We start from the raw sequence: 24,859 nt of genomic DNA on the forward strand, positions 1-24,859 counted from the left end.
CGTACCTTTGTGGTATCTGGCGCGAACGGGGCGCCGCGCCTGGAAGGTTCCGCCTTGCTGCTCTCCTCTCGCCTGCTGGCCGCCGGTGCCGCGGGCATGATCATCGCTGGCGGCCTCGCCGCCCCGCTCACCGCCGCTGCCGCCGCTCCCGCGGCCCCGCCGGAGCCCACGGCCGCGGCCGGCGCGGCACCCTCCGCGAAGACCAGCCCCGCCGAGGCGCGCCGGGTCGACCGGGTGCCCGCCCCCAAGCTGGACTGGTACTCCTGCTACCAGTGGGCCCAGTGCGCGACCGCGCAGGTGCCGCTGGACTACGACAACCCTCGGGGACGCCAGGTCACCCTCGGGCTGGTGCGCGTGCGCGCGAAGGACCAGGACCGCAAGATCGGCAGCCTGTTCGTGAACCCCGGCGGCCCGGGCGCGTCGGCCACCTCCATGGCCCTGGCCGCGCCGCAGTTCCTCAGCGACACGCTGCTGGAGCGCTTCGACATCGTCGGCGTGGACCCGCGCGGCATCGGCACCAGCGACCAGGTCCAGTGCTTCGACTCCGCCGCCCCGCAGACGCGCGCCCTCAAGACGCTGAACACCCTGCCGTTCCCGATGGGTGCCAAGCAGGTGAAGTCCTACGTCAGGTCGGCCGGCAAGCTCGCCCGCGGCTGCTCCACCACCGGCCGCGAACTGGCCGGGGCGATGAGCACCGCCGAGGTCGCCCGCGACATGGACGTCATGCGCCGCGCGGTCGGCGACGACAAGCTCACCTACCTCGGCTTCAGCTACGGCTCCGCGCTCGGCCAGTACTACGCCAACATGTTCCCGGACCGGTTCCGGGCGCTCGCGGTCGACGGCACGATCAACCCGCGTGCCTGGGTCGGCACGAAGAAGACCGGCAACGCCAACCAGGACGAGCGGCTGCGCTCGGCCGACGGCGCGTACCGGGCGCTGATCGAGGTGCTGCACCGCTGTGAGCGCGCCGGCAGCACGAAGTGCGCCTTCGCAGGCCCGGACACGGTGCGCAGGTTCGCCACCCTCGCCGGCCGGCTCAAGGCCGAGCCGTTGCGCATCGGCGGCATGCGTCTCACTTACGCCGCGTTCGTCAGCATCGCCCTGGAGAGCCTGTACGACCCCCAGGGTGCGGACGTCCTGGCGCAGATTGCGGCCGAGTTGTGGACGCTGACCGGGCATCGCTCCACGTTGCCGGGCGACAACATCGAGGTGGCCCGGGACTCGCTGCGCCAGCGGCTGGTCGCGCGGCGTGCCGGCCGGGGATTCCCGTACGACAACTCGCTCGAGGCGTACGCCGCCGTCATGTGCACCGACGGGCGGCACCCGGCGTCGGCGAAGGGCTGGGCCCGCAAGGCGGCCGCGGCCGACCGGCGCGCCCCCTACTTCGGGCGGGCCTGGGCCTGGGCCAGCGTGCCGTGCGCCCGCAACGCCTGGACCGTGCGCGACGAGGACGCCTACACCGGGCCGTTCAACCGGCGCACCGCCCGCCCCGTGCTGATCGTGGGTAGCTACTGGGACCCCGCGACCAACTACCGCGACGCGGTCAAGGCCGCCGAGCTGCTGCCCAACAGCCGCCTGCTGCGCAGCGACAACTGGGGCCACACCGCGTACGGCACGTCGTCGTGCGCGACCAGCGCCGTCGACCGGTACCTGCTGTACCGGGAGCTGCCGAAGGCGTCGACGGTGTGCAAGGGCGACGCCCAGCCGTTCACCAGGGTGATCGACCAGGGTGAGAAGGACGACGCCGGGACGCCGTTCGACCTGAGCACCGCCACCCCCGAGGAGATCGTCGCCCACGGCCTGCCCGCGCCGGGCGAGGCCAAGCTGCTGCCGCCGGTGGACCGTACGCCGTTCGCCGGCTGACCGGGACCGGGTGCCCCGCCCTCGTGCCTCCGGGCGGGGCACCCACCTTCGGCGCTCAGCGCTTCCAGAACGCCGACCGGCCTCCCCGTGCGGGCCGGTCCGCCTTGTCGTGCCCGGCGAGGAACGCGTCCAGGACCTCCCGTGCCGCGCGCCACCGGGTGTCGAGGTCCTCGCCGGAGTTGAGCCGGGCGACCAGGGCCCGCAGCGGCTCCACCGCCGGATCGTTGATCTCCGCCAGCAGCACGCCGAGCCGGCTGGCCAGGTCGGAGAGCAGATCCCGACGCTCGACCGCGGACAGGTCCCCGGCATCGCGCAGCCGGCGGGCCTCCACCGCGAGGATGTCGTGCAGCGCCTCGGTGCGCGACGCCGCGGTCTCGCGCCGGGCGCCCCCGCCGTGGCCGCGGGGCAGCCGCAGCACCGACGGCACGGCCGCGAAGGTCCGCGCCGGACCGGACGGCGGGGGAGGCCCCGGCGACGCCGGTGCCGCATCGGCCGCGAAAGGCGCCGGGGCCGCATCGGCGGCGAAAGGCTCTGCCGGACCGGCCGCGCGCGCCGAGCCCCGGGCGGGGGCGAACCCCGGTGCCATCGGCGCCGCGGGCGCGACGGGCGGCGCGGCGCCGAGGCGCAGCACCGGCACCATCGCGTCGGCGACGGCGGGCGACGCCCACCCGGACGGCAGCTCGACCGGCTGGGTGACCCGCCGCGGGGTGCCGTCGGCGGTCACCACCCGGGCGTCCACCGCCACGTACGCGGTGAACCGGCACAGCACGCCGAAGCGCAGTGAGGTCGACACGATCTGCGGCTCCAGGTCGTGCTCGCCGGCGGCGTACCGGTCCTCCAGATCGCGCAGCCGGGCCCGGGCCCACTGCGCGGTCACCGCGGACTCGGCGCGGCGCTGCACCGGCACCGTGGCCGTGAACGGGCGGTCGTCGCGGGTACGCCCGCTGACCGTCAAGGAGCCCGCGGCGGCGCCGGTGTACCGGCCCGTGATCACCAGCGGCACTCCGGGGTAGAGACCCGGCAGCCGGTACGGGCTGCGGGTGTCCTCCACGGTCGCCAGCCCGTCGGCGTGGACGCTCAGGTCGGTCACCACGGGCGAGCCGATCCGGCGGTGGATGTGTTCCATCGCCTCGTCGAGGCGGTCCTCGCTCTCGACCAGCTCGCAGCGGCCTGCGCCGAGCGCGGCCAGCCGTCCGAGGAAGCCCGCGTTGACCGCCCGGTCGATCCCCACCGCGTGCACCCGGGTGGTCCCGACCAGCCCGGCGATCTCCGCGAGGATCTGGTCCTCGTTGCCGACCTGACCGTCGGTGACCAGCACGAGCACCCGGTCGCGGCCCTCGTCCGCCGTGTGCAGCAGGGTGAGCCCCTGGTCCAGCGGCGTCAGCAGCTCCGTGCCGCCGCGGGCGGTCGCCCGGGCCAGATGTTCGACCGCGCGGAACCGGTTGCGGTCACTGGCCTGGACCAGCCCGGTGCCCAGTTCGCCGACGTGCTCCACCTGATTGTCGAAGGTCAGCACCGCGAACCGGTCCGCGCTGGTCAGCGTGTCGACCACCCGCGCGGCGGCCCGCCGGGCGGCGACCATCTTCCAGCCCTCCATGCTGAAGGAGCGGTCCAGCAGCAGCACCACGTCCTTGGGCCGGGCGGGCGCGGCGGCGTCCGCCGGGGGCAGCAGGGTCAGCTGGTACGATCCCTGCTCCCCGTCGGCGTCGGGCACCGCGATCGCCGCCTGCGTGGCGCCCGCGTAGGCCAGGCGCAGGACGAAGTCGCGGTCGGCGCGCTCGCCGGGCTGGATCTCCAGGCGGCCCTCGGTGCCGGTGACGGTGTGCAGGCTGGAGCGCACCTCGCCGAGCGTGAGCCCGGCCGGATCGATGTCGACGCCGATCGAGAGTTGCAGCGGGTTGGGGAAGCCGGGCAGCAGCACCGGTGGGGTGATGCGGGACGCGTCCGGCACCGCGTCGGTGTCGTCGGCGTGCCCGTCGCCCACCGCCGGTCCCGGCAGCGGCGCCCCGGGGATGTAGCGCGGCGCCACCACCAGCGGGAACCGGAAGGTCGCCGCCCCGTCCTCGTACGGCAGCGGCCCGGCCAGCCGCAGCCGCACGGTCACCCGTTCGCCGGGGGCGATGTTGCCGACCCGCATGGTGAACACGTCGGGGCGTTCCTCCTCGGCGATCGAGGCGCGCTGCCCGGCCGCGACGGCCCGGTCGTACTGCTGGCGGGCCGCCCCGCGTTCCTGCAACTCCGCCTCGACCGTGCGGCCGTCGGCCGTCATGGTCATGCCGGTGACCGCGGCCCGGTCCGGCAGCGGGAAGACGTACGTGGCCTCCAGGGCGGTGTCGTGCACGTTGACGAACTCGGTGGTCACCACGGTGTGGGCGACCAGCCCCGTGATCGCCGCCTGGACGTCGAGCCGGTCCAGGGGCAGGTTGCCGCGCTCGGTGAGCAGGATGCCCACGCCGCCGTCGATCCTCGGGCGGACCGCCCGGTCGAGGTCGGCCTGGCTCAGCGGAAGGACGGAGAAGGTCATCGGGGACTCCCATCGTTGGTGGCGAGCAGGCCGCGAGCGGCAAGCAGGTCGATCAGGGGTTGGGCGGCGGCGGCGATGTCGGGGTAGTCGGTGTCGCGCGGGCTGCCGGGCACGAGCAGGACCACCCCGCTGCCGAGCGCCACCCCGGCCAGCGGCGTCGCTGCGGGCAGCGCCGTCACGTCCGGTGTGGGCAGACCTTGAAATGCGGGAACCGGCCGGGTCTGAGACCGAGCCGGTCTGGCTTCGGGCTGGACCCTGCCGGGCGGCGCCGGCGCTTCCCGGCCCGGTGCCGGTGCCGCCAGCGCTGATGCCGATACCGCGGTGGGTGCCTGCGCCCAGAACCGGGTCCGCGGCGGATCGGCGCCGGCGGATGGGTCGGCGCTGGCGGGGTCGGCCGTCGTCAGCAGCTCCGGCGGAACCTGGGCGATCTCGGCGAGCTGTGTGTCACCGGCCCCGGCCAGCTCGGCCTGGATCTCGGCGAGGCTGCACCCCGCCGCCTGGCGGCGCTTGAGTGCCACGAGCTGCAGCAGGTGGCGGGGCCCGTACAGCGCGGTGCGGCCGCGCATCGCGGCGGGGCGGTCGACCAGCCCGGTGGTGGCGTACCACCGGATCGCGCGGCGGTCGGGCAGGTCCCGGATGCGGCCGTTGGGTGCGCCGGGGTACTGCGCGGCCAGGGCCAGGCGTACGCGCTCCACCAGCTCGTCCATCGTCCACATGCCCACCACAATGACACTGTCATATGTCACTGTCAAATACGGGCCGCCAGTGTTCCGTCCCTCCCGGCGCCGATCCGGGTCCCGTACGGTCCGCAGATCTCGTCGAGGGTGTCCCGCAGCCAGGCCGTCTCCCCGGCCGTGGCGTGCTCCAACCGCAGCCGCCGGGCCCGCAGCGGCACCATCCGCAGCCCGCTCAACGTGCCGTCGGCAAGCTCCGCCAGGTACACCAGCCGCAGGTCGGCGCGGTACCGCTCGTGCCCGCCGATGCCCTCGTAGTCGTTGATCAGGTCGCCGCAGCCGTACAGGATCAGCCGTCCGCGGTGCACCTCGACCGGCCGCGGGTGGTGTGACGAGTGCCCGTGCACGACGTCGGCCCCGCCCTCGATCAGGGCGTGCGCGAAGCGCCGCTCCTCGGGTCCCACCTGGTAGCCCCAGTTGCCTGCCCAGTGGAGGCTGACCACGACGAGATCCCCGGGGCGGCGCACCGCGTCGAGCTCCGCCCCGATCCGCCGCACCCAGGCGTCGGACGCCTCCGGCACGTACGCGACACCCGGCCCGTCCGTGGCCGCCCACCCGGCCGGGATGCCGCTGGAGGGCAGCCCCGCGGCCAGCACCACCACCCGGGTCGTGGCCGATGCGACCGGTGCGGGGCGCCACGCGGCGGCGGCGTCCGCGCCCGCCCCGGCCGTGCGCAGGCCGCTCGCCCGCAGCGCGTCGAGCGTGTCCGCGAGCCCGTCGGCGCCGAAGTCCAGCACGTGGTTGTTGGCCAGCACGCACACGTCGGGACGGGCCGCGTCCAGGCAGTCCAGGTTCGCCGGGTGCAACCGGTAGTGGATGCCCTTGCCCGGGTCCGGCGTGCCGCCTGCGGTCACCGCCGTCTCCAGGTTGAGCACCCGCACGTCGGCGTCCAGCAGGTGGGGCAGCGCGTCACCCCAGGGCCACCGCGGGTCCGCGCCGCGCGGCACGGGCCCGTTCGCCCGTTCGGCCAGGCGGACGTAGTCGCGCGCGTCGTGCACGTACGCCTCCCACAGGGTGGGCGTGCCCGGATGCCGGAGGATCTGATCGATCCCGCGCCCGAGCATCACGTCGCCGCAGAGGGCGAGACTCGCCACCTCCCCACGCTAGGCCGGATCCGCGCCTCGGTACTGTCTCGAATATGGGATAGGATCCCCGATATGAGAGCAGAGACGGTGGACGACCGGCTGGCCGTGCGGCTGGGCGCTTTGCGCGCCGAGCGCGGCTGGTCCCTCGACGATCTCGCCGCCCGCACCGGCATCAGCCGCTCCACCCTCTCCCGGCTGGAGCGCGGCGAGATCAGCCCCACCGCCGCGCTGCTCGGGCGGCTGTGCACCGCGTACGAGCGCACCATGTCGGCCCTGCTGGCGGAGGTGGAGGCGGCCCCGGCCGAGCTGGTCCGCGGCGGCGACCAGCCGGTGTGGCACGACGAGACGTCCGGGTTCACCCGCCGGCTGATCTCACCGCCGCGCCCGGGCCTGCGCGGTGAGGTCGTCGAGGGGCGGTTGCGTCCGGGCGCGGACATCGCGTACGAGGCGCCGCCGGTGCCCGGCCTCGAACAGCACGTGTGGGTGCTCGACGGGACGCTGGAGCTCACCGACGACGGCCGCCGCCACGAGATCGGGGCGGGGGAGTGCCTGCGCTTCCGGCTCTGGGGCGGCACCCGGTTCCGCAACCCGGGCGTCGCGTCGGTGCGCTACGCGGTCTTCGTGGTCCTGCCGTGACGACCCGCGCGCCGGAGACCACCGTGCCGCACGTGATCGAACGCCTGAGCCCCGAACGCTTCGACGCCGCGGTTCCCGAGCTGGCCGAGGTGCTGGCCGACGCGGTCGCCGGGGGCGCCTCGGTCGGGTTCGTCGCCCCGTTCAGCCGGGCCGAAGCCGCCGCGTGGTGGCGAACCCAGCGGGGCGCGCTCGCCGACGGCAGCCTCGCCGTCTGGGTGTCGCGCGGTCCCGCGGGGATCAGCGGCACGATCAGCCTCGCGTACGCGGCCAAGGCGAACGCCCGGCACCGCGCCGAGGTGGTCAAACTCGCCGTGCATCGGCGGCACCGCGGCCACGGGCTCGGCCGTCGGCTGCTGTCCGCCGCCGAGGACGCGGCCGTCCGCGCCGGCATCACCCTGCTGCTGCTGGACACCGAGACCGCCAGCCCCGCCGAGCGGCTGTACCTGGCCGCGGGCTGGCGGCGCTACGGCATCGTGCCGGACTACGCCCGTGAGCCGGCCGGGTCCCTGCGGGACTGCAGCTTCTTCTTCAAGCCGGTCGGGGCGGCCTGACCGGCGGTCACAGTCCGGCCAGGATCCGCGCCCGGGCGAGGTCGGCCGCCCCGCCCGGCACATCGCCGTGCGCGGCGCTCCACAGTGCCGACTCCACCCGGCGCGCCAGCCCCCACGCCACGATCCGTTCCGGCGGGAGGTCCAGCTCGCCGGCCAGCAGGGCCAGCCGTTCGCGCAGCACCCCGGCGGGCCTCAGCCGCTGCCCCGCCGGGGTGTGCATGGCACCCAGCGCGGTGCCCGGCATGCCCCGTTGCAACAGCAGGGCGTGCCGGTCCGGGTCGTGGGCCAGCAGTTCGACCGCGCCGCGCCCCGCCCAATGCCGCAGGGCGACGGGTTCGCCGTACATTTCGCGGTGTGGCCAGCCGATCTTGACGACGGCGGGTGTGCCGTCGGACAGCTCGGCCGGTGCCACCCAGCTGCAGCTGCCCGCATGCCAGGGCGGGCCCAGCCGCACCCCGAACCGCTCGCGGACCTGCACGATCAATGTCGGCAGTGCGGCCAGCCAGGGCCGGGCCGCGGCGATCCGGCCCAGCGTCGTCCCGACCGGCAGGGTGTCCGGCACCATCTGGTCCAAGTGCAGCACCTTACGACGCCCGGGTACGCCGCGGCGAACGAACTAAGGTTCCTCTCGCGATCATGGACAGGGAGGGCGGATGGGCCACCACGAGGACGGCAGCGGTCCGTGGGCTCCACTGGAGGGGATCACGCTGGTCAACCTGTCACACGTCCACGATCCCGCGACCACCTGCCTGTTCCCCGGTGATCCACCGTTCACGTTGGAGACGGTCGCGACCATCCCCGACGACGGCTATCACCTGCAGTACGTCCGGATGGGCGAGCACACCGGCACCCACTGGGGTGCCCCGGGGCATTTCACCGCGGGCGAGGCACTCGCCGACGAGCTGGATCCGAACGACCTCTTCCTGCCCGCCGTCAAGATCGACATGCGGGACCGGTGCGCCGGCGATCCCGACTACGCGCTGACGGTGGCGGACCTGCGCGACTTCGAACGCGCGCACGGCCGCATCCCCGACGGCGCCGCCGTCATCATGTGGACCGGCTGGGAGACGCGCTGGGGCACGGACGCCTTCCACCAGTACGACGCCGGCGGGGCCCGGCACCAGCCCGGCTTCTCGATGGCGGCGCTCCGGTGGCTGGTGGACACCGGGCGGCTCGGGCGTAACGGCGCGCTGGGCACGGACACGTTCGGGCCCGACCTGGGCACCGACACCTCGTACGCGGTCTCCCGGCTGCTCTACCGGCGGCGCCGGATCAGCCTGGAGATCCTCGCCAATCTCGCGTCCCTGCCCGCCACCGGCGCGTACGTCCTGTGCGGAGGGCAGATCAACCGCAACGGGTCCGGCTCCACCGCGATCATCTACGGGGTCCTGCCGCCGCCCGGCTGAGCTCGCCGTCAACCGGCGAGCGGTGCCGGCACCGCGAGTCAGCCGGTGACAGGCTCGCCGCGGTAGGTGCCGAACGACCAGCGGTTGCCCTCCGGGTCGCAGACGATGAACTCTCGCGACCCGTAGTCGGTGTCGTGCAGGTCCTGGACCAGGCGGGCACCGGCGGCGATCGCCCGGGCGTACAGGGCGTCCGGGTCGTCGGTGACGGTGTAGGCGCCGAAGCTGCCCGGCGGCAGCGGCCACGGATCGTCGGGGGCGTCCCGGACGCTGCCGAGCATGATCCCGCCGCCGAGCGGCCAGGACAGTTGAGCGTGGTCCACCCGGTCGCCGTCGCCGTAGACGGCGGCCTGCTCGAAGCCGAAGGCGTCGACGAGGAATCGGATCAGTTCCCGGGCGTTGCGGGCGCGCAGCGTGGGCCAGACCTGCGGGGCAGGCGTCTTGTCAGTCATGACGGCGAGCCTGGCACGGCCGCTGCAGTGGTGTCTTGGACGTTTCGGAACTCCTCGGCCAGCCACCGGCTCGGTGAGCAGCCGGCGAACCCGCCGAACCGGCCTCGCGTGGTGAAGACGGCTACCGCGCGCCCGCTACTCGAAGAGGGAGTGGTGGCGGTCGCCCTCGGCGCGCCGCCGGGCGCGGCGGCGCAACTGCACCACCACGGCGTCGACCGCGGCCACCAGCGCCCAGGCGGCCAGCAGCCAGGCGGGCAGGGTCCAGCCGCCGCGCCACAGCAGCACGGCCAGCACCGAGCAGACGACGACGCCGAACAGCGCCAGCACCAGACGCAGATTCAGCGCACTGTACGGGTGGCCCACCGTCCCGCGCCGGCCCGGAGGTTGCGCTCCGATCGGCATACCCGGCGCCTACCCGCCCGGCCGGGGGCGTGAAACGTTCGGGGGCACGAGGCCCCCGAAGGGGTGCCGCGGCGTCAGTTCGATGTCGGGATCGAAGGTCGGGCGTACGGTGCGCGGGACCGGGTCACGTGGTGGCCGAAGGCTCAAGGTCACGGTCGGTTCCGGCTCCGGCTCCGTGGTCGGGGTCGCGGTCGGTGGCCCGGTACCGGCGGTGGGCGTGGGCGCCACCGTGGGCTGCGTGGACGTCGCGGCGTCCGGCCCCGGCGCGGCCGAGCCGGGCACGGTCCCGTTCCGGTCACCGGCCCCGGCCTCGGTGCCGTTTCCGGTTCCATCGCCGGTTCCGCTTCCGGTCGCCCCGGCCGGGCCCGGCGGCGTCGCCTGATTCACGAGGGTTCCGGTGGAGCCGGACGGACCGGCCGAGGTCCCGGCAGCGGTCGGCGGATAGGCCGCCGGGGCCGTGGCGGGCGGGCGCACGGCGTAGAGCGTTCCCGTCGCGCTGGCCGCGAACAGCCCGGCCGCGTCGCCGGACGGCGCGTCGCCGAACCTGTCCGCGACCGTCAGCTCCCAGCGCGGGGACCCGGTGTCCGCGTCGACGCCGAGCAGCCGCCCGTCCGGGTAGGCGATGTTCAGTTCGTCCGCCCGCACGGCCGGGAACCCGGAGGAGCTCGACCGCTGCGGGTGCGGCAGCCGCCAGCGGGCGGCCCCGGTGTGTGCGTCCCAGGACCCGACACTCCCGTCGGCGCTCGCGGCGAACACCACGCCGTCGCCGCCGACCGGCCGGGCCAGTCGGGAGCCGGGCAACTCGATGCGGGTGGACGGCACCCCGTCGGTGGCACGTACACAGCGCAGGGAGCCGTCGGCCACCGGCACGCAGGCGGTGTCGCCCGCCAGCTGCGGCGCCCCGGCGATCGGGCCGACGCGGGTCCGCCAGCGCTGCCGTCCGCTCGGGTCGACCCCGTACAACCGCCCGTCGGCGGAGGCGACGACCGTGGCCGTGCCCCGGGCCGCGGCGGCGGTGCGGATCTGGCCCCCGGTCTGCATCCGCGTGCGGTGCTGACCGGCGGCCACCTCGTACCGGTAGAGGACGCCGTCGCGGCCACCCGCGTAGCCGTGGTCTCCCCCGACGGTCGGCGCGGCGTCGATGGTGGTGCCCGTGGTGCGGCTCCACCGCCGCGCGCCGGACCCGGCGTCGAGCGCGAGGATCTCACCGGCCGACGTGGTCGCCAGGACCGTGTCCCCGGCGGCCCGGGCCGCGACCGCGACCCGGGCGGCGGCCCGGTAGGTCCATGCCGGCCGCCCGTCGGTGCGGCGGAACGCGCGGATCACCCCGTCGGCGCCGCCCAGCACGACGCGCTCCGCGGTGAGCGTGGGCGGCCCGGTCGGCGCGCTGCCGGTGGTGTGACGCCACAGCACGGTGGCCGCCGCGAACGCGCTCGCGGCGGATCCGCCCGAGGCGGACCCGCTGTCGTCGCGGACCCAGACCACGGCCGCGGTGACCCCCAGGACCAGGGCGACCACGCCACCGGCCAGGGTCCACCGGTACGTGCGCCGACGCGCCCCCGGGCGGGTACCGGTGCGGCGCCCCCTGCCGGTGGTGCCGGTACGGCCGGGTGGCCGCGCAGCATCCTCGGCGGCCGGCCGGTCGTCTGTGGCAGACGCGCTCGGCTCGGGCCCCGCCGATTCGGGCTGCGGCAGGGCGGCCAGGCTGAGGTCCGGCGCCGGGGCCGCCGGGGTAGGCGCCGCGTGGAGTTCCGCCGGTGGGGTTGTCGGTTTCCCGCCGGGCGCGGACGCGGCGGCCCGGTCGCGGCCGGGCTCCCGGCCGAGGCCGCTGAGCCGGGCGGCGCCCAGGGCGATGCCGAGTTCCGGCTGCTCGTCCAGGCTGAGGGGCCGCTCGAACTGCTCTGCCAGCAGTTCGGTGACCAGGGGGATCCGCGCGGAGCCGCCGGCCAGCACGATGCACCGCAGGTGTTCGGGCCGGGTCCCGGCCGACCGCAGTGCCCGCCGCAGCGCCGCCACGGTGTCACCGAGCGCCGGGCCGATCATCGTCTCGAACTCCGCCCGGTTGATGCGGACCCGGGTGTGCAGCTGCGGCAGCGCCACCCCGAGGACAGCCTCGGTGTCGTACGACAGGTTCTCCTTGGCCTCGACGCAGTCGCGGCGCAGCCGCACCAGCGCCTCGGTCACGCGGTCGTCGGCGAGGTCGAGGCGGTCGAGTGCGGTGCCGAGCGTGTTCCGTACGTGTTCGACGATCGCCTCGTCGAAGTCGATCCCGCCGAGTTGTTCGATGCCTTCCGGCTCCCCGAGCAGCGCGAAGCCGTCCGAGGTCTTGCGCAGCACCGCCGCGTCGAAGGTGCCGCCGCCCAGGTCGTACACGGCCACGATCTCGCCGGGTGTGACGCGGGTGGTGGCCGCGAAGCGCACGGCCGCCGCCTCGGGTTCCGGGCGCAGTGTCACGGCGCCGACGTCGGTGAGCTGGGCGGCCTGGGTCAGCAGCTCCCGCTTGTACGGCCCCCAGTTCGCCGGGTGGGTCACGACGATCCGTTCGGGTGGCCCCTCCTGGCTGCGGCTGACGGTCTCGACGACGTGGGTGAGCAGCCGGGCGGTCAGCGCGTGCGCGGAGAAGGGCGAGCCGCCGAGCAGGACCGGCACGGGGTCGCCGAGGCGCCGCTTGAACTCGCGGGCCAGCCGGGGTGGGTCCACGTCACCGCGCCGCTGGGCGACCTCGCCGACGAGCATGTCGCCGTCGTCGCGCAGGTAGAGGACGGACGGGATTTCGGGTCGGCGGCTGCCCAGGTGGACGGGTTCGATGTGCCCGTCCACCTCGATCGCCGCTGCCGTGTGCGTGGTGCCGAGATCCACGCCGAGCCCGTAGCCCATTTCTGGATTGTCAGCGCGATGATCCGCAGCCGGAACGGACCAGGTGAAAAGCTGACACTTCGGATCAAAAGCAGAGGCGGTGTCCGCGGAACGGGGGGAAGCCCGCGGACACCGCCCCTGGTCGGTGGGGGAACCGACGGTCAGGCCGCCAGGGCCAGGTCCTTGCGAACGACCGGCGCGTACTCGTTGCGGCGCAGCCGGGCGTAGATGGTGAAGGTGTCGCGGATGGTGCGGAGGATGGCGCTGCGGCCGACGGTGGAGCCGGCGGTGCGCGCTTCGAGGCGGACCGGGGCGCCGATGAAGTTGCGGATGCCGGCGGCCTTGGCGGCGACGAAGAATTCGAGGTCGAAGGCGAAGCGGCGCTCGCGCAGGCTGGGGAGCAGGCCGGCGAGGACGTCGCGGCGGAAGATCTTGCAGCCGGTCTGGCTGTCGCGGATGCCCAGGAGGAACAGCAGCGTCACCAGCGTGGAGTACACGATCGAGACGATCTTGCGGAAGCCGGTGGCGCCGCTGGTGGACAGGGCGTGGCGCTTGTCGGCGTAGACGCCGGCGGGGTTGCTGGTGCGGGCGACCTGCAGGTACTGCAGCAGGTGGGCGGGGTCGATGTCGCCGTCGGCGTCGATGAAGCCGACCCAGGTGCCGCGGGCGGCGGCGAAGCCGGTGTGCAGCGCGGCGCCCTTGCCCTGGTTGACGGGGTTGGCGATGACCCGGACGCCGGGGATGCCGGTCAGGGTCTGCTCGGAGCCGTCGGTGCTGCCGTCGGAGACCGCGACGATCTCGTAGCCCACGCCGGCGTCCTGCAGGCTGGCGGCGATGCGCTTGACCGTGGGGCGCAGGGCCATCCCCGGGTTGTAGAAGGGGACCACGACGGTCAGCTCGACGCCCGCCTCGGCGGGGCTCCACAGCCGGGCGACGTCGGCGGGCTTCGGCGCGGCGGCGGGGTGAGCGATCAGCGTGGCGGTCATGCCCCTGTAGTTCGGAGCCGAACCTCAAGCCAACCTCAAGCGGCGTTAAAGCCAACGGCAAGCTTTGCCGGATCCGCCCCTCAGCGCGCGGGCGAGCCCGGCCAGAGCGTCTCCTGCGCCGCCTCCTGAGTCGCCCGCAGCACCCGCAGCACGTTGCGCCCCGTCAGTTTCTCCAGTTCCGCCTCGGACCACCCGCGCTGCACCAGCTCGGCCAGCAGACGCGGATATCCCGAGACGTCCGCCAGCCCCACCGGCAGCCGGTCCGTGCCGTCGTAGTCGCCGCCCAGCCCGATGTGCTCCAGCCCGGCGACCTCGCGGGCGTGTTCGACATGGTCGGCGACCTGGGCGAGGGTCGCCTCAGGCCGGGGATGGGCGGCCAGCCAGTCCCGCAGGCGCGGGTCATCGCCGGGTTCGGGGGGCGCCTGGGCGGCGGCGAGCGCGGCGGCGGACTCGCCGGGCCGGGGCGCCCGCGGCCAGGGGGCCTCGTCGGCGGTCGGGCCGAGCCGTTCCCGCTGCGCCGAGTACGCCGCGGTCCACTCCGCCACCGCCGGGGACACGAACGACGGCACGAACGTCACCTGCACCACCCCGCCGTTGTCCGCCAGCCGGGCCAGCACGGCGTCCGGGACGTTGCGGACATGGTCGGTCAGGGCCCGGCACGACGAGTGGCTGAACAGTACGGGCGCCTGCGCGACGTCGAGGGCGGCATGCATGGTGACCGGGGCGACATGGGACAGGTCGACGATGACGCCGATGCGCTGCATCTCCCGCACAACGGCCCGCCCGACGTCGTTGAGGCCACCCACCACGGGCTCGGCGGCGGCCGCGTCCGCCCAGGACGTGTGCTGGTTGTGGGTGAGGGTCACGTATCGCACGCCCAGCCGGGCGAACCCGCGCAGCACCCCCAGCGAGGTGGCCAGGCTGTGCCCGCCCTCGATCCCGATGAGTGAGGCGATCCGCCCGGCGGCGATCGCCGCCTCGACGCCGTCGGCGTCGTAGGCGATCTCAAGGTCACGCGGGTACGCCCCGACGAGCCGGTACACGGCGTCGACCTGCTCCATGGTGGCCGCCACCGCCTCGGATTCCGGCAGGTCGCCGGGCACGAAGACGGACCAGAACTGGGCGCCGACCCCGCCCGCGCGCAGCCGGGGCAGGTCGGTCTGGAACTCGGGCCGGTGCCGGTCCAGGCCGGACACGTCGTACCCGGCGCGCGCCCGCAGCGCCATGGGCAGGTCGTTGTGCCCGTCTATTACCGGCATGGCGCGCAGGACCCGCGCGACGGTGTCAGTCACCCGGCAAGCCTGTCAGATGTGACGCGGACCACGACAAGGTGGTCGCCACTGTCCACCATGGGCGGTCACGATCGCCCGTTCAGCGCTCGCGGAAGACCTACCGGCGTGGCGTTGCGGCCCGGGCAGCGACGTGCTCCGGCCGAAAGTACGAGGTGCAACCGGCGGGCAACCTTCCGGGACCGGGAGGCGCACCGCACGACCCCGAATCTCATTCACGTGACCGGCTGACATGGGCCGGAACGATCGGGGGAGAGATTCAATTGGGTCGCAAGGTCCGCAAGTCAGTGACCATGGTCGGCGCGATGCTGGCCGGCACGGGCACCGCACTTCTGGCGCCGTTGGCCGCACACGCCGCGCCAGCCGCCGCGCCGGCGGGTCAGCAGGTGAAGCTGGCGGCCTCGGACGACTCCTACACCTCCAGCACCCGCCGCACCACGGCGTTCGGCAAGGAGGACAAGCTCGCCGCCGGTAAGGCCGGCAAGGAGGTCAAGACCGGGTACGTGGAGTTCACCGTCCCGGCCGGCACCAAGGTCACCGGCGCCCGGCTGGATCTGCCGCTGGAGAGCGCCCCGGGCGGAACCGTCAAGGTGAACCAGCTCAGTGGCGGGTTCAACGAGAAGACCCTGACCGCGGCGAACGCCCCCGCGCTCGGTGCCGGCCTCGGCACGGCCAAGGCGGCCGGTACCCAGCTGAGCATCGACCTGAGCAAGGTCGTCACCAAGCCCGGCGTGTACGCGTTCGCGCTGCGCTCCGACGCCGCGGTGACCCGGATCCGCTCGGCGGAGAACCCGGACGGCGGCCCGCAGCTGACCGTCACGACGCCGGCTCCCAAGCCCACGACGCCGCCGAAGCCGACGACGCCTCCCACGACGCCGCCGAAGCCGACCACGCCTCCGACGACGCCGCCGAAGCCGACGACGCCTCCCACGACGCCTCCGACCACGCCTCCCACGACGCCTCCGACGACGCCGCCGGCAGCGCAGGAGTGCGTCACGGGCGACCTGCTCGTCCCGTCGTGTGGCGTGCTGTGGGGTGCCGCGGCCGGTGGCTTCACCTCGGCCCCGCGGGATGCGGAGCTGAAGAAGTGGGAGCAGCTGTCCGGCCGGGACGCGTCGATCTTCCACACCTACCACAAGGGTGACGAGGTCTTCCCGACCAAGAGCGAGATCGCGATGACCCAGGACCCGGCGCACCCCCGCGTGCTGCTGGTGAACTGGAAGGTCGCCTACGGGTCCACCTGGGCGAAGGTCGCCGCCGGTGAGCAGGACAAGCGGATCGACGCGTTCGCGCAGCGGATCAAGACCACGTACCCGCAGGAGTTCTTCCTGGTGCTCAACCACGAGCCGGAGAACGACGTGATCGCCAAGAAGGGCTCCGGCATGGAGGCCAAGGACTTCGCCGCCATGTACCGCCACGTCATCCAGCGGCTGGACAGCAAGGGCGTGGACAACGCGGTCAACGTGATGGCGTACATGGGTAACGAGAAGTGGATGGCGCAGTCCTGGTGGAAGGACCTCTACCCCGGCGACGACGTCGTGGACTGGGTCGGCCTGGACTCGTACGTCTCGGCGGAGAAGGGCTACTACCACTACGGCAAGTTCGGTGACCTGCTCGACCGTCAGCCGTCCGGCGGTGGCCAGGGCTGGTACGACTGGGCCACCACCCAGCACGCGTCGAAGCCGATCATGATCGCGGAGTGGGGCGTCTACCACCGCATCGGCAAGACCACCGACAAGACCGAGGGCTACAACAGCGTCCTGCCGGAGCTGGCCAAGCGCCCGAACATCAAGGCGATCGTGTACTTCGACACCAAGCACGACGACGAGGGCGACCGGGACATCAGCATCGACAGCACCCCGGCCAACCTGGCCGCCTTCAAGACCCTCGCCGCCAACCCGATCTTCAATGTCAAGATCGCCTGACCGGCACCCAGCCACACCACGAGCCGCCCGGCCTTCGCCGGGCGGCTCGTGCCATGACCGCACCCGGACCTGGCGATGAGCCGCGGCGGCGCCGGGTCAGGGATGCGCGTCCAGATACGCCTGGGCCATCCGCTTGGGCACGCGGGCCAGCCAGGCATCCACCAGTAGCTGCCGCAGCTCGTCCGGCTCGATCACGCCGAGTCGGACCAGCACCGCCGGATACCCCGCGAAGTGGGGGGTGCGGAAGTACACCACCGGGTCGTCGGCGCACAGGGCCTCGGCCACGCCCACGTCCGCCACCCGTACCCCGAGGATGTCGCCGTCGGGTGCCGCATCGCCCAGGGCCGCGTAGTCGGCCTTGCGCAGGGGTCGTTCCCAGGCGAGATTCTTGTCCCGGGCCCGCCACTCGCGCGGTGCGCGCTCCACCGTCTCCGGCAGCGCCGCCGTGATCGTGCGCACATCCTCCCAGGTCGCCATGGCGCCTCCTGATCGATTGGGGGCTGGTTGCCGTAGTGGTACCGCGCGGGTGCGACAAAACCGTCTCACGCTGCGGTGAACCCCTCAGATCCGCGCTCGACTGCCCGATCTCGACGAGGACAGCGTGCCATCGGGCACGCGTGCCCCACCGACTCGGGAGGTGCCGGCGATGACCCTCAGGCGCGTGTACGCGGCCGTGAGTGGCATGCGCCCCGGCACCGCCGTCGTGCTCGGTGTGGTCGCCGTCTTCGCGGCGTGGATGATCACCGGGTTGGGCGGCGAGACCCTGACCCGGGACGTCTCCAACGTCGGGACCTTCGCGCTGACCGCGGTCACCTCGGGCGCCTGCCTGCTGCGTGGGGCCCGCTCCCGGGGCCGGGTGCGGGGCTTCTGGTTCGGCACCGGGGCCGGCCTGCTCTCCTGGGCGACCGGGCAGGGCATCTGGACCTGGCAGGAGACCGTGCTGCGCGGCGAGGTGCCGTTCCCCTCGGTGGCGGACGTGGGCTACCTGGCGATGCTTCCGTTCATCGCGGCCGGGCTGCTGCTGGCGCCCGTCGCCCGGCAGACCCTCGCGCACCGGCTGCGCAGCGTCGTCGACGGCCTGATGATCGGCACCTCGCTGCTTCTCGTGGCCTGGCTCATGGTGGTCGCGCCGTTGATCGGGTCGTCCGGCAGTTCCACCGCCGAACTGTCGGTCACCCTCGCGTACCCGCTGGGCGACGTCGTGCTCATCACGGTCGTGCTGCACGTGCTGGCGCTGCTGCGCCGCCGCGGTGCGCAGGCCGGGATGACGCTACTGGTCGGCGCGGCCATGGTGGTCATCTGCGTCACGGACTCGATGTACGTCCTGGTCTCGCTCCAGGGCGACTACCGCAGCGGCGGTGTGCTCGACGTCGGCTGGTTCGCGGGCTTCGCGCTGGTGCTGCTGGCGGCGCGGCTGCGTGGCCAGCAGGTGCCGGAGGACCTGGAGCAGGACGATGCCGCGGTGGTCGAGCGGCCGTTCGCGATCGCCCTGCCGTACGCGGCCGTGGTCGGCGCCGTCCTGGTCAGCATCGTCTGGTTCGCGCGCACGGGCCATGCGGACTCGTTCTTCGCCTGGTCGCGGACCGTGCTGATCGTGCTGATCCTGGTCCGCCAGCTGATCACGCTGCGCGAGAACCGGCACCTGACCCGGCATCTGGAGTCCCGCGTCGCGGTCCGCACCGCCGAGTTGCACGCCAGCGAGCAGCGGTTCCGCGCCCTGGTGCAGCAGAGCTCCGACTCCGTCGCGATCATCTCGGCGGATTCGACGATCCGCTACCAGAGCGACTCCGTCGAACGCATCTTCGGCTATCCCGCGACGATGCTCCTGGGCCACCGGCTCGTGGAGGTCTCGGGGAAGGCGGCAGGCCCGCACATCGCCGCCGCCATCGCCGCCGTGCGCGACGAGCTGTACGCCTCGACCGTGATCGAGGTGCCGATCCGGCACTTCGACGGGCGGGTGCGGCTGGCGGAGATGACCGTCACGAACCTGCTCGACGATCCCGCGGTCGGCGGCTTCGTGCTCAACACCCGCGACATCCACGACGCCAAGGAGCTGCAGGACCAGCTGCTGCACACGGCGTACCACGACGGGCTGACCGGGCTGGCCAGCCGGGCGCTGTTCCGGGAGCGGCTGGAGGAGGCGCTGGCGGCGGCCGGTGCGCGTGCCGAGGTCGCGATCCTGTTCCTGGACCTCGACGGGTTCAAGGAGGTCAACGACAGCCTGGGGCACGCCGCCGGCGACGAGCTGCTGGTGCGGGTGGCCGCCCGGATCCGGGAGACCGTCCGGGAACACGACACCGTGGCCCGCTTCGGCGGCGACGAGTTCGCCGTACTCGTGCAGTCCATCGCCGCCACCCGCGACGCCGAGGCGGTGGCCCGGCGCATCGTGGCCGCCATCGGCGAGCCGGTCACGGTCGACGGCCGGGAGCTGCACGTCGGCGCCAGCATCGGCCTGGCCTCCGGCGCGGACGCCGACGACACCGACCAGCTGCTGCGCAACGCCGACCTGGCGATGTACAAGGCCAAGTCGGGTGGTGGCGGCGGCGTCGCCAGCTACGACCCGAAGATGCACAACGTGCTCGTGGAGCGGCTGCAGCTGGAGGCCGACCTGCGGGTCGCGCTGGAGCAGGGCCAGCTCGCGCTGCACTACCAGCCGACCGTGGACCTGCAGTCCAGCCTGATCGTCGGTTTCGAGGCGCTGGTGCGCTGGCACCACCCGACCCGCGGGATGGTGTCGCCGCTGGAGTTCATCGGCATCGCGGAGGCGACCGGGCTGATCGTGCCGCTGGGGCGCTGGGTGCTGGCCGAGGCGTGCCGCCAGGCGGTGGCCTGGGGTGCCGACGGCGACCGCGACCTCACCATGGCGGTGAACGTCTCGGTACGCCAGTTCGACCACGGCGATCTCGCCGAGATGGTCGCCGAGGTGCTGGCGGAGACCGGGATGCCCGCCGAGCGGCTGCGCCTGGAGATGACCGAGAGCGTGCTGCTCACCGACACCGACGAGAACCTCGCCCAGCTGCAGCGCATCCGGGCGCTCGGGGTCACCCTCGCGATGGACGATTTCGGTACGGGCTATTCGTCGCTGGCGTACCTGCGCCGCTTCCCCATGGAGATCCTCAAGATCGACCGGTCCTTCGTGGACCGGCTCGGTGGCGGCGACCGCGAGGACGTCGCGCTGGTGCGCACGATCGTGCAGCTGGGGCAGAGCCTCGGGATGGCGACCGTCGCCGAGGGCATCGAGGACGAGGTTCAGCTCACCGTGCTGCGGGAGATGGGTTGCCCGTTCGCGCAGGGCTACTACCTGTCCCGTCCGCTGCCGGCCCCGGAGGCCGGAAAGCTGCTGGTGAACGGGCTGCCGACCCCCGCAGTCGCGGCCTGAGGCCCGCGCCGGACCGGCCGCCGCGGATCGACGGCGGCCCGTTTCGGTCCCGCCGCCCGCCTCACATCCGGCGGGCCGCGGTGGCCTCCGCGGCCTGCGCGGTTTCCCGGATGCCCACCTCCAGCGGGGTGGGGCGCAGGCCGAAGGTGCGCTGGGTGAGGTCGCTGTCCATCACGAACGGCCGGTAGAACTGGTAGTCCATCTCGGCCAGCTCGCGCGCCATCGGCACGACCAGACCGGCGGCACGCATCACGAAGCGGGGCAGCCGCCGCAGGGTGACCGGGGCGTCGCCGGTCACCTCGCAGTATCGCCGGGCCAGCTCCCGTACGGTGACCGGCTCGGCGGAGGGCACGTGCCAGGCGTGGCCGTGCGCCCGCTCGTCGCGGGCGAGCCTCACCAGTGCCCGGGCCATGTCGCCGGTGTACGTGAACGTGTGCGGCAGATCCGGGTCGCCCGGCATCCAGGCGGTGCGACCAGAGCGCACCGCGGGCAGGATCACCGCGGAGAAGACGCCGTTCGCGCCGCCGCCGAGGTACTCCGAGCCGCGCGCCTCGACGGTGGGTACGCCGCTGGCCAGCGCGTCGCGCCACATCCGGATGCGGACCCGGCCCTTGCGGCCGGTAGCGGCCGGCGGCGTGTGCTCGGTCATCCGGCCGTCGGGCTGCGGGCCGTACCCGTAGAGGTTTCCGGTGATCGCGTAGACCGCCCCGGCCGCCTTCGCCGCGGTGATCATGGCGTCGTTCATCGGGATCCAGAGCTTCTCCCACTCGGTGTATCGGGGGTTGGCGCAGTTGTAGAGCACCTCGGCGCCCGCGGTGAGCGCGGTCAGCCGGTCGGTCGAAGCGTCCGCGGCGACCCGCTCGATCAGCGGATGCGCAGGGCCGGAGCCGCTGCGGGTGACCATCCGGACGCTGTCCCCGCGCTCGGCCAGCAGCTGGGCGACCGTGGTGCCGATCGGTCCGGATCCGACGACGACGTGCTGAGCCATGGCGTTCTCCCTTGTGAGCACTGCTCTCTGTCGAGAACAACGGTCGCACGCGGTGGACCGAAAAGCAAGAGCACCGCTCTCGCTGTGGCACACTGTTCGCATGAGCGCCTCAGGAGTTCGCGCCCGGATCCGGGCCGAGATGACCGAAGAGATCAAGGCGGTGGCCCTGCGTCACCTGGCCAGCGAGGGCGCGAACCTGTCGCTGCGGGCCGTCGCCCGGGACCTGGGCATGGCGTCCTCCGCGGTCTACCGCTACTTCGCCAGCCGCGACGAGCTGCTCACGGCGCTGATCATCGACGCGTACGACGCGGTGGGCGAGGCCGCGGAACAGGCTGGGGCCGCCGCCGGCCCACCCCTGGACCGCCTGCTGGCGGTGGCCTCGGCGATCCGCGATTGGGCCCTGGCACAGCCGCACCGGTGGGCGCTGATCTACGGCACCCCGGTCCCTGGGTACGCCGCGCCAAAGGACACCGTCGGCCCGGGCATCCGGGTGCCGCTGCTGATCGGGCACCTCCTGATGGAGGCTTACCAGGCCGGGGAGCTTGACCTCGGCGCGCCGCTGACCGGGCGCTTCGCCGAGGAACTCACCCCCGTGGCCGCGGATCTCGGCCCCGGCATCCCCGTACGCGTGCTGGCCAGCACGTTCGCGCTGTACTTCCAGCTCTGCGGCGCCATCAGCGGCGAACTGTTCGGCCAGCTCGCCAACTCCATCGAAGACGACCGCCGCGGCTTCTTCGAGTTCCAGATCCGCGGCGCCGCCTCGGCGGCCGGCCTCGCGGTCCCCCCGCCCTGACCGCGGCGCCGCGGCCGCAGTGGACCGGCCAGGGCTGACGGGGCCGGGGCTGACGGGGCCGGGGCTGACGGGGCCAGGGCTGACGGGGGAAGTGCGGCAGGGCGGTGGGGGTTCGTGCCAGGATGGCGACGAGAGTCCGGGTTCAGGCGGGAGACAGGCATGAGTGAGCACGTGTCCGACAGCGTGGAGTGGCAGGCGTTGCAGTCCTACGCCGAGAAGTTCTCGGCGGTGCATCTGCGTGAGCTGTTCGACGCCGACCCCCGGCGCGGCGAGACGCTCACCGCCGAGGTCGGCGACCTGTACGTCGACTACAGCAAGAACCTGGTCACCGACGAGGTGATGAACGCGCTGTTCGCGCTCGCCGAGCGGGCCCGGCTGCGCGAGCGGATCGCCGCGATGTTCGCCGGTGAGCACATCAACTCCACCGAGGACCGGGCCGTGTTGCACACCGCTCTGCGGCTGCCCCGCGACGCGTCGCTGGTGGTCGACGGGCAGGACGTGGTGGCGGACGTGCACGCGGTACTGGACCGGATGGCCGCGTTCAGCGAGCGGGTGCGCTCGGGTCAGTGGGTGGGGCACACCGGCCAGCGGATCCGCACCGTGGTCAACATCGGCATCGGCGGTTCCGACCTCGGCCCGGTGATGGCGTACGAGGCGCTGAAGGCATACAAGGACCCGCAGCTGGAATGCCGGTTCGTGTCCAACATCGACCCGACCGACCTGTGGCAGAAGACCCACGACCTGGACCCGGCCAGCACCCTGTTCATCGTGGTGTCCAAGACGTTCACCACGCAGGAGACCCTGACCAACGCGCGCCAGGCCCGGGACTGGCTGCTGGCGGGCCTGGGCGGTGACCAGGCGGCGGTGGCCAAGCACTTCGTGGCGGTCAGCACCAACGCGCAGCGGGTGGCCGACTTCGGCATCGACACGCAGAACATGTTCGGCTTCTGGGACTGGGTGGGCGGCCGGTACTCGCTGCCCTCCGCGGTCGGGCTCGCCGTGATGGTGGCGGTCGGGCCGGAGCAGTTCCGCGCGATGCTGGCGGGCTATCACACCATGGACGAGCATTTCCGTACGGCGCCGCTTGAGCGCAACGTGCCGGTCCTGCTGGGCCTGCTCAACGTCTGGTACGACTCGTTCCTGGGCGCCCAGTCGCACGCGGTGCTGCCGTACGCGCAGTATCTGCACCGGTTCGCCGCCTACCTGCAGCAGCTCACCATGGAGAGCAACGGCAAGTCGGTGCGGCTGGACGGCAGCGAGGTGGAGTTCCAGACCGGGGAGATCTTCTGGGGCGAGCCCGGCACGAACGGCCAGCACGCGTTCTACCAGCTGATCCACCAGGGCACGAAGCTGATCCCGGCCGATTTCATCGGCTTCAGCCGGCCGAACCACGATCTCGGCGAGATGCACGACCTGTTCATGTCGAACTTCCTCGCCCAGACCGGCGCGCTGGCCTTCGGCCGCACGGCCGAGCAGGTGCGGGCCGAGGGGGTGCCCGAGGCGCTGGTGCCGCACAAGGTGATGCGGGGCAACCACCCCACCACCACGATCCTCGGCCGCGAGCTCACCCCGGCCGCGCTGGGCCAGCTGATCGCCCTGTACGAGCACATCGTGTTCACCCAGGGCACCATCTGGGAGATCAACCCGTTCGACCAGTGGGGCGTGGAGCTGGGCAAGGTCATGGCGAACCAGCTGGCCCCGAAGCTGACCGCGTCCGCGGCACCGCCCGCCACCGACGACTCGTCGACCAACGGGCTGATCGCGCGCTACCGCGCCCAGCGCGGCCGGTAAGGCTTTGAGAAAGGGCGGCCCCCGCCGGGCCGCCCTTTTCTGTCGGTGCCCCGTCGTAGGCTGCCGCCGTGAAGATCTCCGCTGCCGACGCCCTCGATCTGCGTACGCGCAGCCTGCTGCTGAGCACGCACCCCGCCGGGGCGCCCGGTGACGTCGCCGGGATCGTGGAGTGGTTCGGCGCGATGCAGGCGCAGGATCTGGCCAGCGGGCAGTGGTCGCTGGGCGCCCGGCTGCCGGGCAGCACGCTCGCCGACGTCACCGCGGCCCTGGAGCGGCGCGAGGCGATCCGTACCTGGCCGATGCGCGGCACCGTCCACCTCGTTCCGCCCGCCGACGCGCACTGGATGCTCGACCTCATGGGGGTGCGCGCCCTCGCCGGGGCCGCCAAGCGCCGGGCGTTCCTCGGGCTCGACGAGCAGACCGCCGAGCGCAGCGTGGAGGTGCTGGGTGCCGCGCTGGCCGGGGGCAAGCGGCTGACCCGGTCGCAGTGCATGGCCGCGCTGGCCGACGCGGGTGTCGAGGTCGCCGGCCAGCTGGGCTACCACCTGCTGTGGTATGCCAGCCAACGCGGCGTCACCTGCATCGCGCCGAACATCGGCAAGGAACAGAGCTTCGTCCTGCTCGACGAGTGGGCGCCCAAGCCGAACCGGCCCGGCCGCGAGGAGGCGCTCGGCATCATCGCGCTGCGCTACTTCCGCAGCCACGGCCCCGCCCCCCGCAAGGACTTCGTCGGCTGGACGGGCCTGACCGCGACGGACGCCAAAGCGGGCGTCGCGGCCGCCGGCGCCGCCCTCGCCACGGTCGACGTGGACGGCGTCGAGATGATCGCCGACGCCGCCCTGCTCGACGCGGCCCTGCTCGATGCGGACACCACCGCGGCCGCGCCCGGCGACGACTGGTGGGCGCTGTCCGGCTTCGACGAGTTCCTGCTGGGTTACAAGGACCGTTCGCTGATGGTGGACGACGAGCACAAACAGGCGATCATCCCGGGCGGCAACGGGGTCTTCCGGGCGACGATCGTGCGCGCGGGCCGGGTGGTCGCCACCTGGACCCGCACCATGGGCCGCGCGGCGGTCTCTGTCGACGTGCTGCCGCTGGTCCCGCTACGGGCGGGGGAGCGGCGCCGGGCCGAGCAGGCCCTGGAACCGTACGCCGCGTTTCACGGCCTGCCGCTGCGGGTGCGCTGGCCGGAGTCCTGAGTG

At 73.4% G+C, this 24,859-nt stretch carries 20 protein-coding genes; 9 read left to right on the top strand and 11 right to left on the bottom strand.

Annotation, left to right across the window (positions count from 1 at the left end; translation table 11 throughout):
- The first annotated feature begins 54 nt into the window (after positions 1 to 54).
- Positions 55 to 1,863, top strand: a complete 1,809-nt coding sequence (locus ACMCNO_RS17455) for an alpha/beta hydrolase (RefSeq protein WP_412750498.1) — start codon at positions 55 to 57, stop codon at positions 1,861 to 1,863.
- Positions 1,864 to 1,918: 55 nt separating this feature from the next.
- On the opposite strand, the gene ACMCNO_RS17460 is transcribed toward ACMCNO_RS17455, so the two are convergent.
- Genes ACMCNO_RS17460 through ACMCNO_RS17470 form a run of 3 tightly spaced genes read right to left on the bottom strand, consistent with a single transcriptional unit; the run spans position 1,919 to position 6,215 of the window.
- Entirely contained in the window at positions 1,919 to 4,387 is a 2,469-nt protein-coding gene (locus tag ACMCNO_RS17460; protein ID WP_412750499.1) for a VIT domain-containing protein, read from the bottom strand.
- On the bottom strand, positions 4,384 to 5,103 hold the full coding sequence (locus ACMCNO_RS17465) for a MerR family transcriptional regulator (RefSeq protein WP_412750500.1): 720 nt from the start codon (positions 5,101 to 5,103) through the stop codon (positions 4,384 to 4,386). The genes ACMCNO_RS17460 and ACMCNO_RS17465 overlap by 4 nt, the downstream gene beginning before the upstream one ends.
- Positions 5,104 to 5,135: 32 nt before the next feature.
- Positions 5,136 to 6,215 carry a CapA family protein gene (locus tag ACMCNO_RS17470; protein ID WP_412750501.1) on the bottom strand — a complete coding sequence of 360 codons (1,080 nt, stop codon included), beginning with the start codon at positions 6,213 to 6,215 and terminating at the stop codon, positions 5,136 to 5,138.
- Positions 6,216 to 6,278: 63 nt separating this feature from the next.
- On the opposite strand from ACMCNO_RS17470, the gene ACMCNO_RS17475 reads away from it, so the two are divergent.
- Positions 6,279 to 6,842 carry a helix-turn-helix domain-containing protein gene (locus ACMCNO_RS17475; protein WP_412750502.1) on the top strand — a complete coding sequence of 188 codons (564 nt, stop codon included), beginning with the start codon at positions 6,279 to 6,281 and terminating at the stop codon, positions 6,840 to 6,842.
- Entirely contained in the window at positions 6,839 to 7,393 is a 555-nt protein-coding gene (locus tag ACMCNO_RS17480) for a GNAT family N-acetyltransferase (RefSeq protein WP_412750503.1), read from the top strand. The genes ACMCNO_RS17475 and ACMCNO_RS17480 overlap by 4 nt, the downstream gene beginning before the upstream one ends.
- A gap of 7 nt (positions 7,394 to 7,400) precedes the next feature.
- Here the strand turns inward: ACMCNO_RS17480 and ACMCNO_RS17485 are convergent, their stop codons facing one another.
- Complete coding sequence (locus tag ACMCNO_RS17485; protein WP_412753734.1) at positions 7,401 to 7,958, bottom strand: aminoglycoside phosphotransferase family protein; 558 nt, start codon at positions 7,956 to 7,958, stop codon at positions 7,401 to 7,403.
- Between the two features lie 88 nt (positions 7,959 to 8,046).
- On the opposite strand from ACMCNO_RS17485, the gene ACMCNO_RS17490 reads away from it, so the two are divergent.
- The gene (locus ACMCNO_RS17490) at positions 8,047 to 8,799 is read left to right on the top strand and encodes a cyclase family protein (RefSeq protein ID WP_412750504.1); all 753 of its coding nucleotides are present in this window, start codon (positions 8,047 to 8,049) and stop codon (positions 8,797 to 8,799) included.
- A 38-nt stretch (positions 8,800 to 8,837) separates the two neighbouring features.
- Here ACMCNO_RS17490 and ACMCNO_RS17495 read toward each other — a convergent pair whose 3' ends face one another.
- The 5 genes from ACMCNO_RS17495 to ACMCNO_RS17515 all read right to left on the bottom strand — a co-directional run bounded on the left by ACMCNO_RS17495 (position 8,838) and on the right by ACMCNO_RS17515 (position 14,784).
- Positions 8,838 to 9,248: a VOC family protein gene (locus ACMCNO_RS17495; protein WP_412750505.1), complete on the bottom strand. Its 411-nt coding sequence runs from the start codon at positions 9,246 to 9,248 to the stop codon at positions 8,838 to 8,840.
- Between the two features lie 135 nt (positions 9,249 to 9,383).
- Positions 9,384 to 9,650, bottom strand: coding sequence for a hypothetical protein (locus ACMCNO_RS17500; protein ID WP_412750506.1), 267 nt, complete (start codon positions 9,648 to 9,650; stop codon positions 9,384 to 9,386).
- 9 nt (positions 9,651 to 9,659) lie between these two features.
- A complete protein-coding gene (locus tag ACMCNO_RS17505; RefSeq protein WP_412750507.1) occupies positions 9,660 to 12,527 on the bottom strand; it encodes an Hsp70 family protein in 2,868 nt (955 codons plus the stop codon).
- A gap of 140 nt (positions 12,528 to 12,667) precedes the next feature.
- Positions 12,668 to 13,492 carry a glycosyltransferase family 2 protein gene (locus ACMCNO_RS17510; protein WP_412750508.1) on the bottom strand — a complete coding sequence of 275 codons (825 nt, stop codon included), beginning with the start codon at positions 13,490 to 13,492 and terminating at the stop codon, positions 12,668 to 12,670.
- A gap of 80 nt (positions 13,493 to 13,572) precedes the next feature.
- Positions 13,573 to 14,784, bottom strand: coding sequence for a dipeptidase (locus ACMCNO_RS17515; RefSeq protein WP_412750509.1), 1,212 nt, complete (start codon positions 14,782 to 14,784; stop codon positions 13,573 to 13,575).
- Between the two features lie 290 nt (positions 14,785 to 15,074).
- Between ACMCNO_RS17515 and ACMCNO_RS17520 the strand changes: the two genes are divergently transcribed.
- On the top strand, positions 15,075 to 16,706 hold the full coding sequence (locus tag ACMCNO_RS17520; RefSeq protein ID WP_412753735.1) for a DNRLRE domain-containing protein: 1,632 nt from the start codon (positions 15,075 to 15,077) through the stop codon (positions 16,704 to 16,706).
- Positions 16,707 to 16,802: 96 nt separating this feature from the next.
- Here the strand turns inward: ACMCNO_RS17520 and ACMCNO_RS17525 are convergent, their stop codons facing one another.
- Positions 16,803 to 17,183: an MmcQ/YjbR family DNA-binding protein gene (locus ACMCNO_RS17525; protein WP_412750510.1), complete on the bottom strand. Its 381-nt coding sequence runs from the start codon at positions 17,181 to 17,183 to the stop codon at positions 16,803 to 16,805.
- Between the two features lie 169 nt (positions 17,184 to 17,352).
- Here ACMCNO_RS17525 and ACMCNO_RS17530 point away from each other — a divergent pair, with 169 nt between their 5' ends.
- The gene (locus ACMCNO_RS17530) at positions 17,353 to 20,085 is read left to right on the top strand and encodes a putative bifunctional diguanylate cyclase/phosphodiesterase (protein ID WP_412750511.1); all 2,733 of its coding nucleotides are present in this window, start codon (positions 17,353 to 17,355) and stop codon (positions 20,083 to 20,085) included.
- Positions 20,086 to 20,146: 61 nt separating this feature from the next.
- On the opposite strand, the gene ACMCNO_RS17535 is transcribed toward ACMCNO_RS17530, so the two are convergent.
- Entirely contained in the window at positions 20,147 to 21,073 is a 927-nt protein-coding gene (locus ACMCNO_RS17535; protein WP_412750512.1) for an NAD-dependent epimerase/dehydratase family protein, read from the bottom strand.
- 100 nt (positions 21,074 to 21,173) lie between these two features.
- Between ACMCNO_RS17535 and ACMCNO_RS17540 the strand changes: the two genes are divergently transcribed.
- The 3 genes from ACMCNO_RS17540 to ACMCNO_RS17550 all read left to right on the top strand — a co-directional run bounded on the left by ACMCNO_RS17540 (position 21,174) and on the right by ACMCNO_RS17550 (position 24,856).
- Positions 21,174 to 21,866 (top strand): TetR/AcrR family transcriptional regulator, encoded by a 693-nt coding sequence (locus tag ACMCNO_RS17540; protein ID WP_412750513.1) that lies wholly within the window; start codon positions 21,174 to 21,176, stop codon positions 21,864 to 21,866.
- Between the two features lie 159 nt (positions 21,867 to 22,025).
- Positions 22,026 to 23,657 (top strand): glucose-6-phosphate isomerase, encoded by a 1,632-nt coding sequence (gene pgi / locus ACMCNO_RS17545; RefSeq protein WP_412750514.1) that lies wholly within the window; start codon positions 22,026 to 22,028, stop codon positions 23,655 to 23,657.
- Between the two features lie 74 nt (positions 23,658 to 23,731).
- On the top strand, positions 23,732 to 24,856 hold the full coding sequence (locus ACMCNO_RS17550) for a winged helix DNA-binding domain-containing protein (RefSeq protein WP_412753736.1): 1,125 nt from the start codon (positions 23,732 to 23,734) through the stop codon (positions 24,854 to 24,856).
- Positions 24,857 to 24,859 lie beyond the last annotated feature (3 nt).

Source organism: Krasilnikovia sp. M28-CT-15, assembly GCF_047159595.1.
In the GTDB taxonomy this organism is placed as follows: domain Bacteria; phylum Actinomycetota; class Actinomycetes; order Mycobacteriales; family Micromonosporaceae; genus Actinoplanes.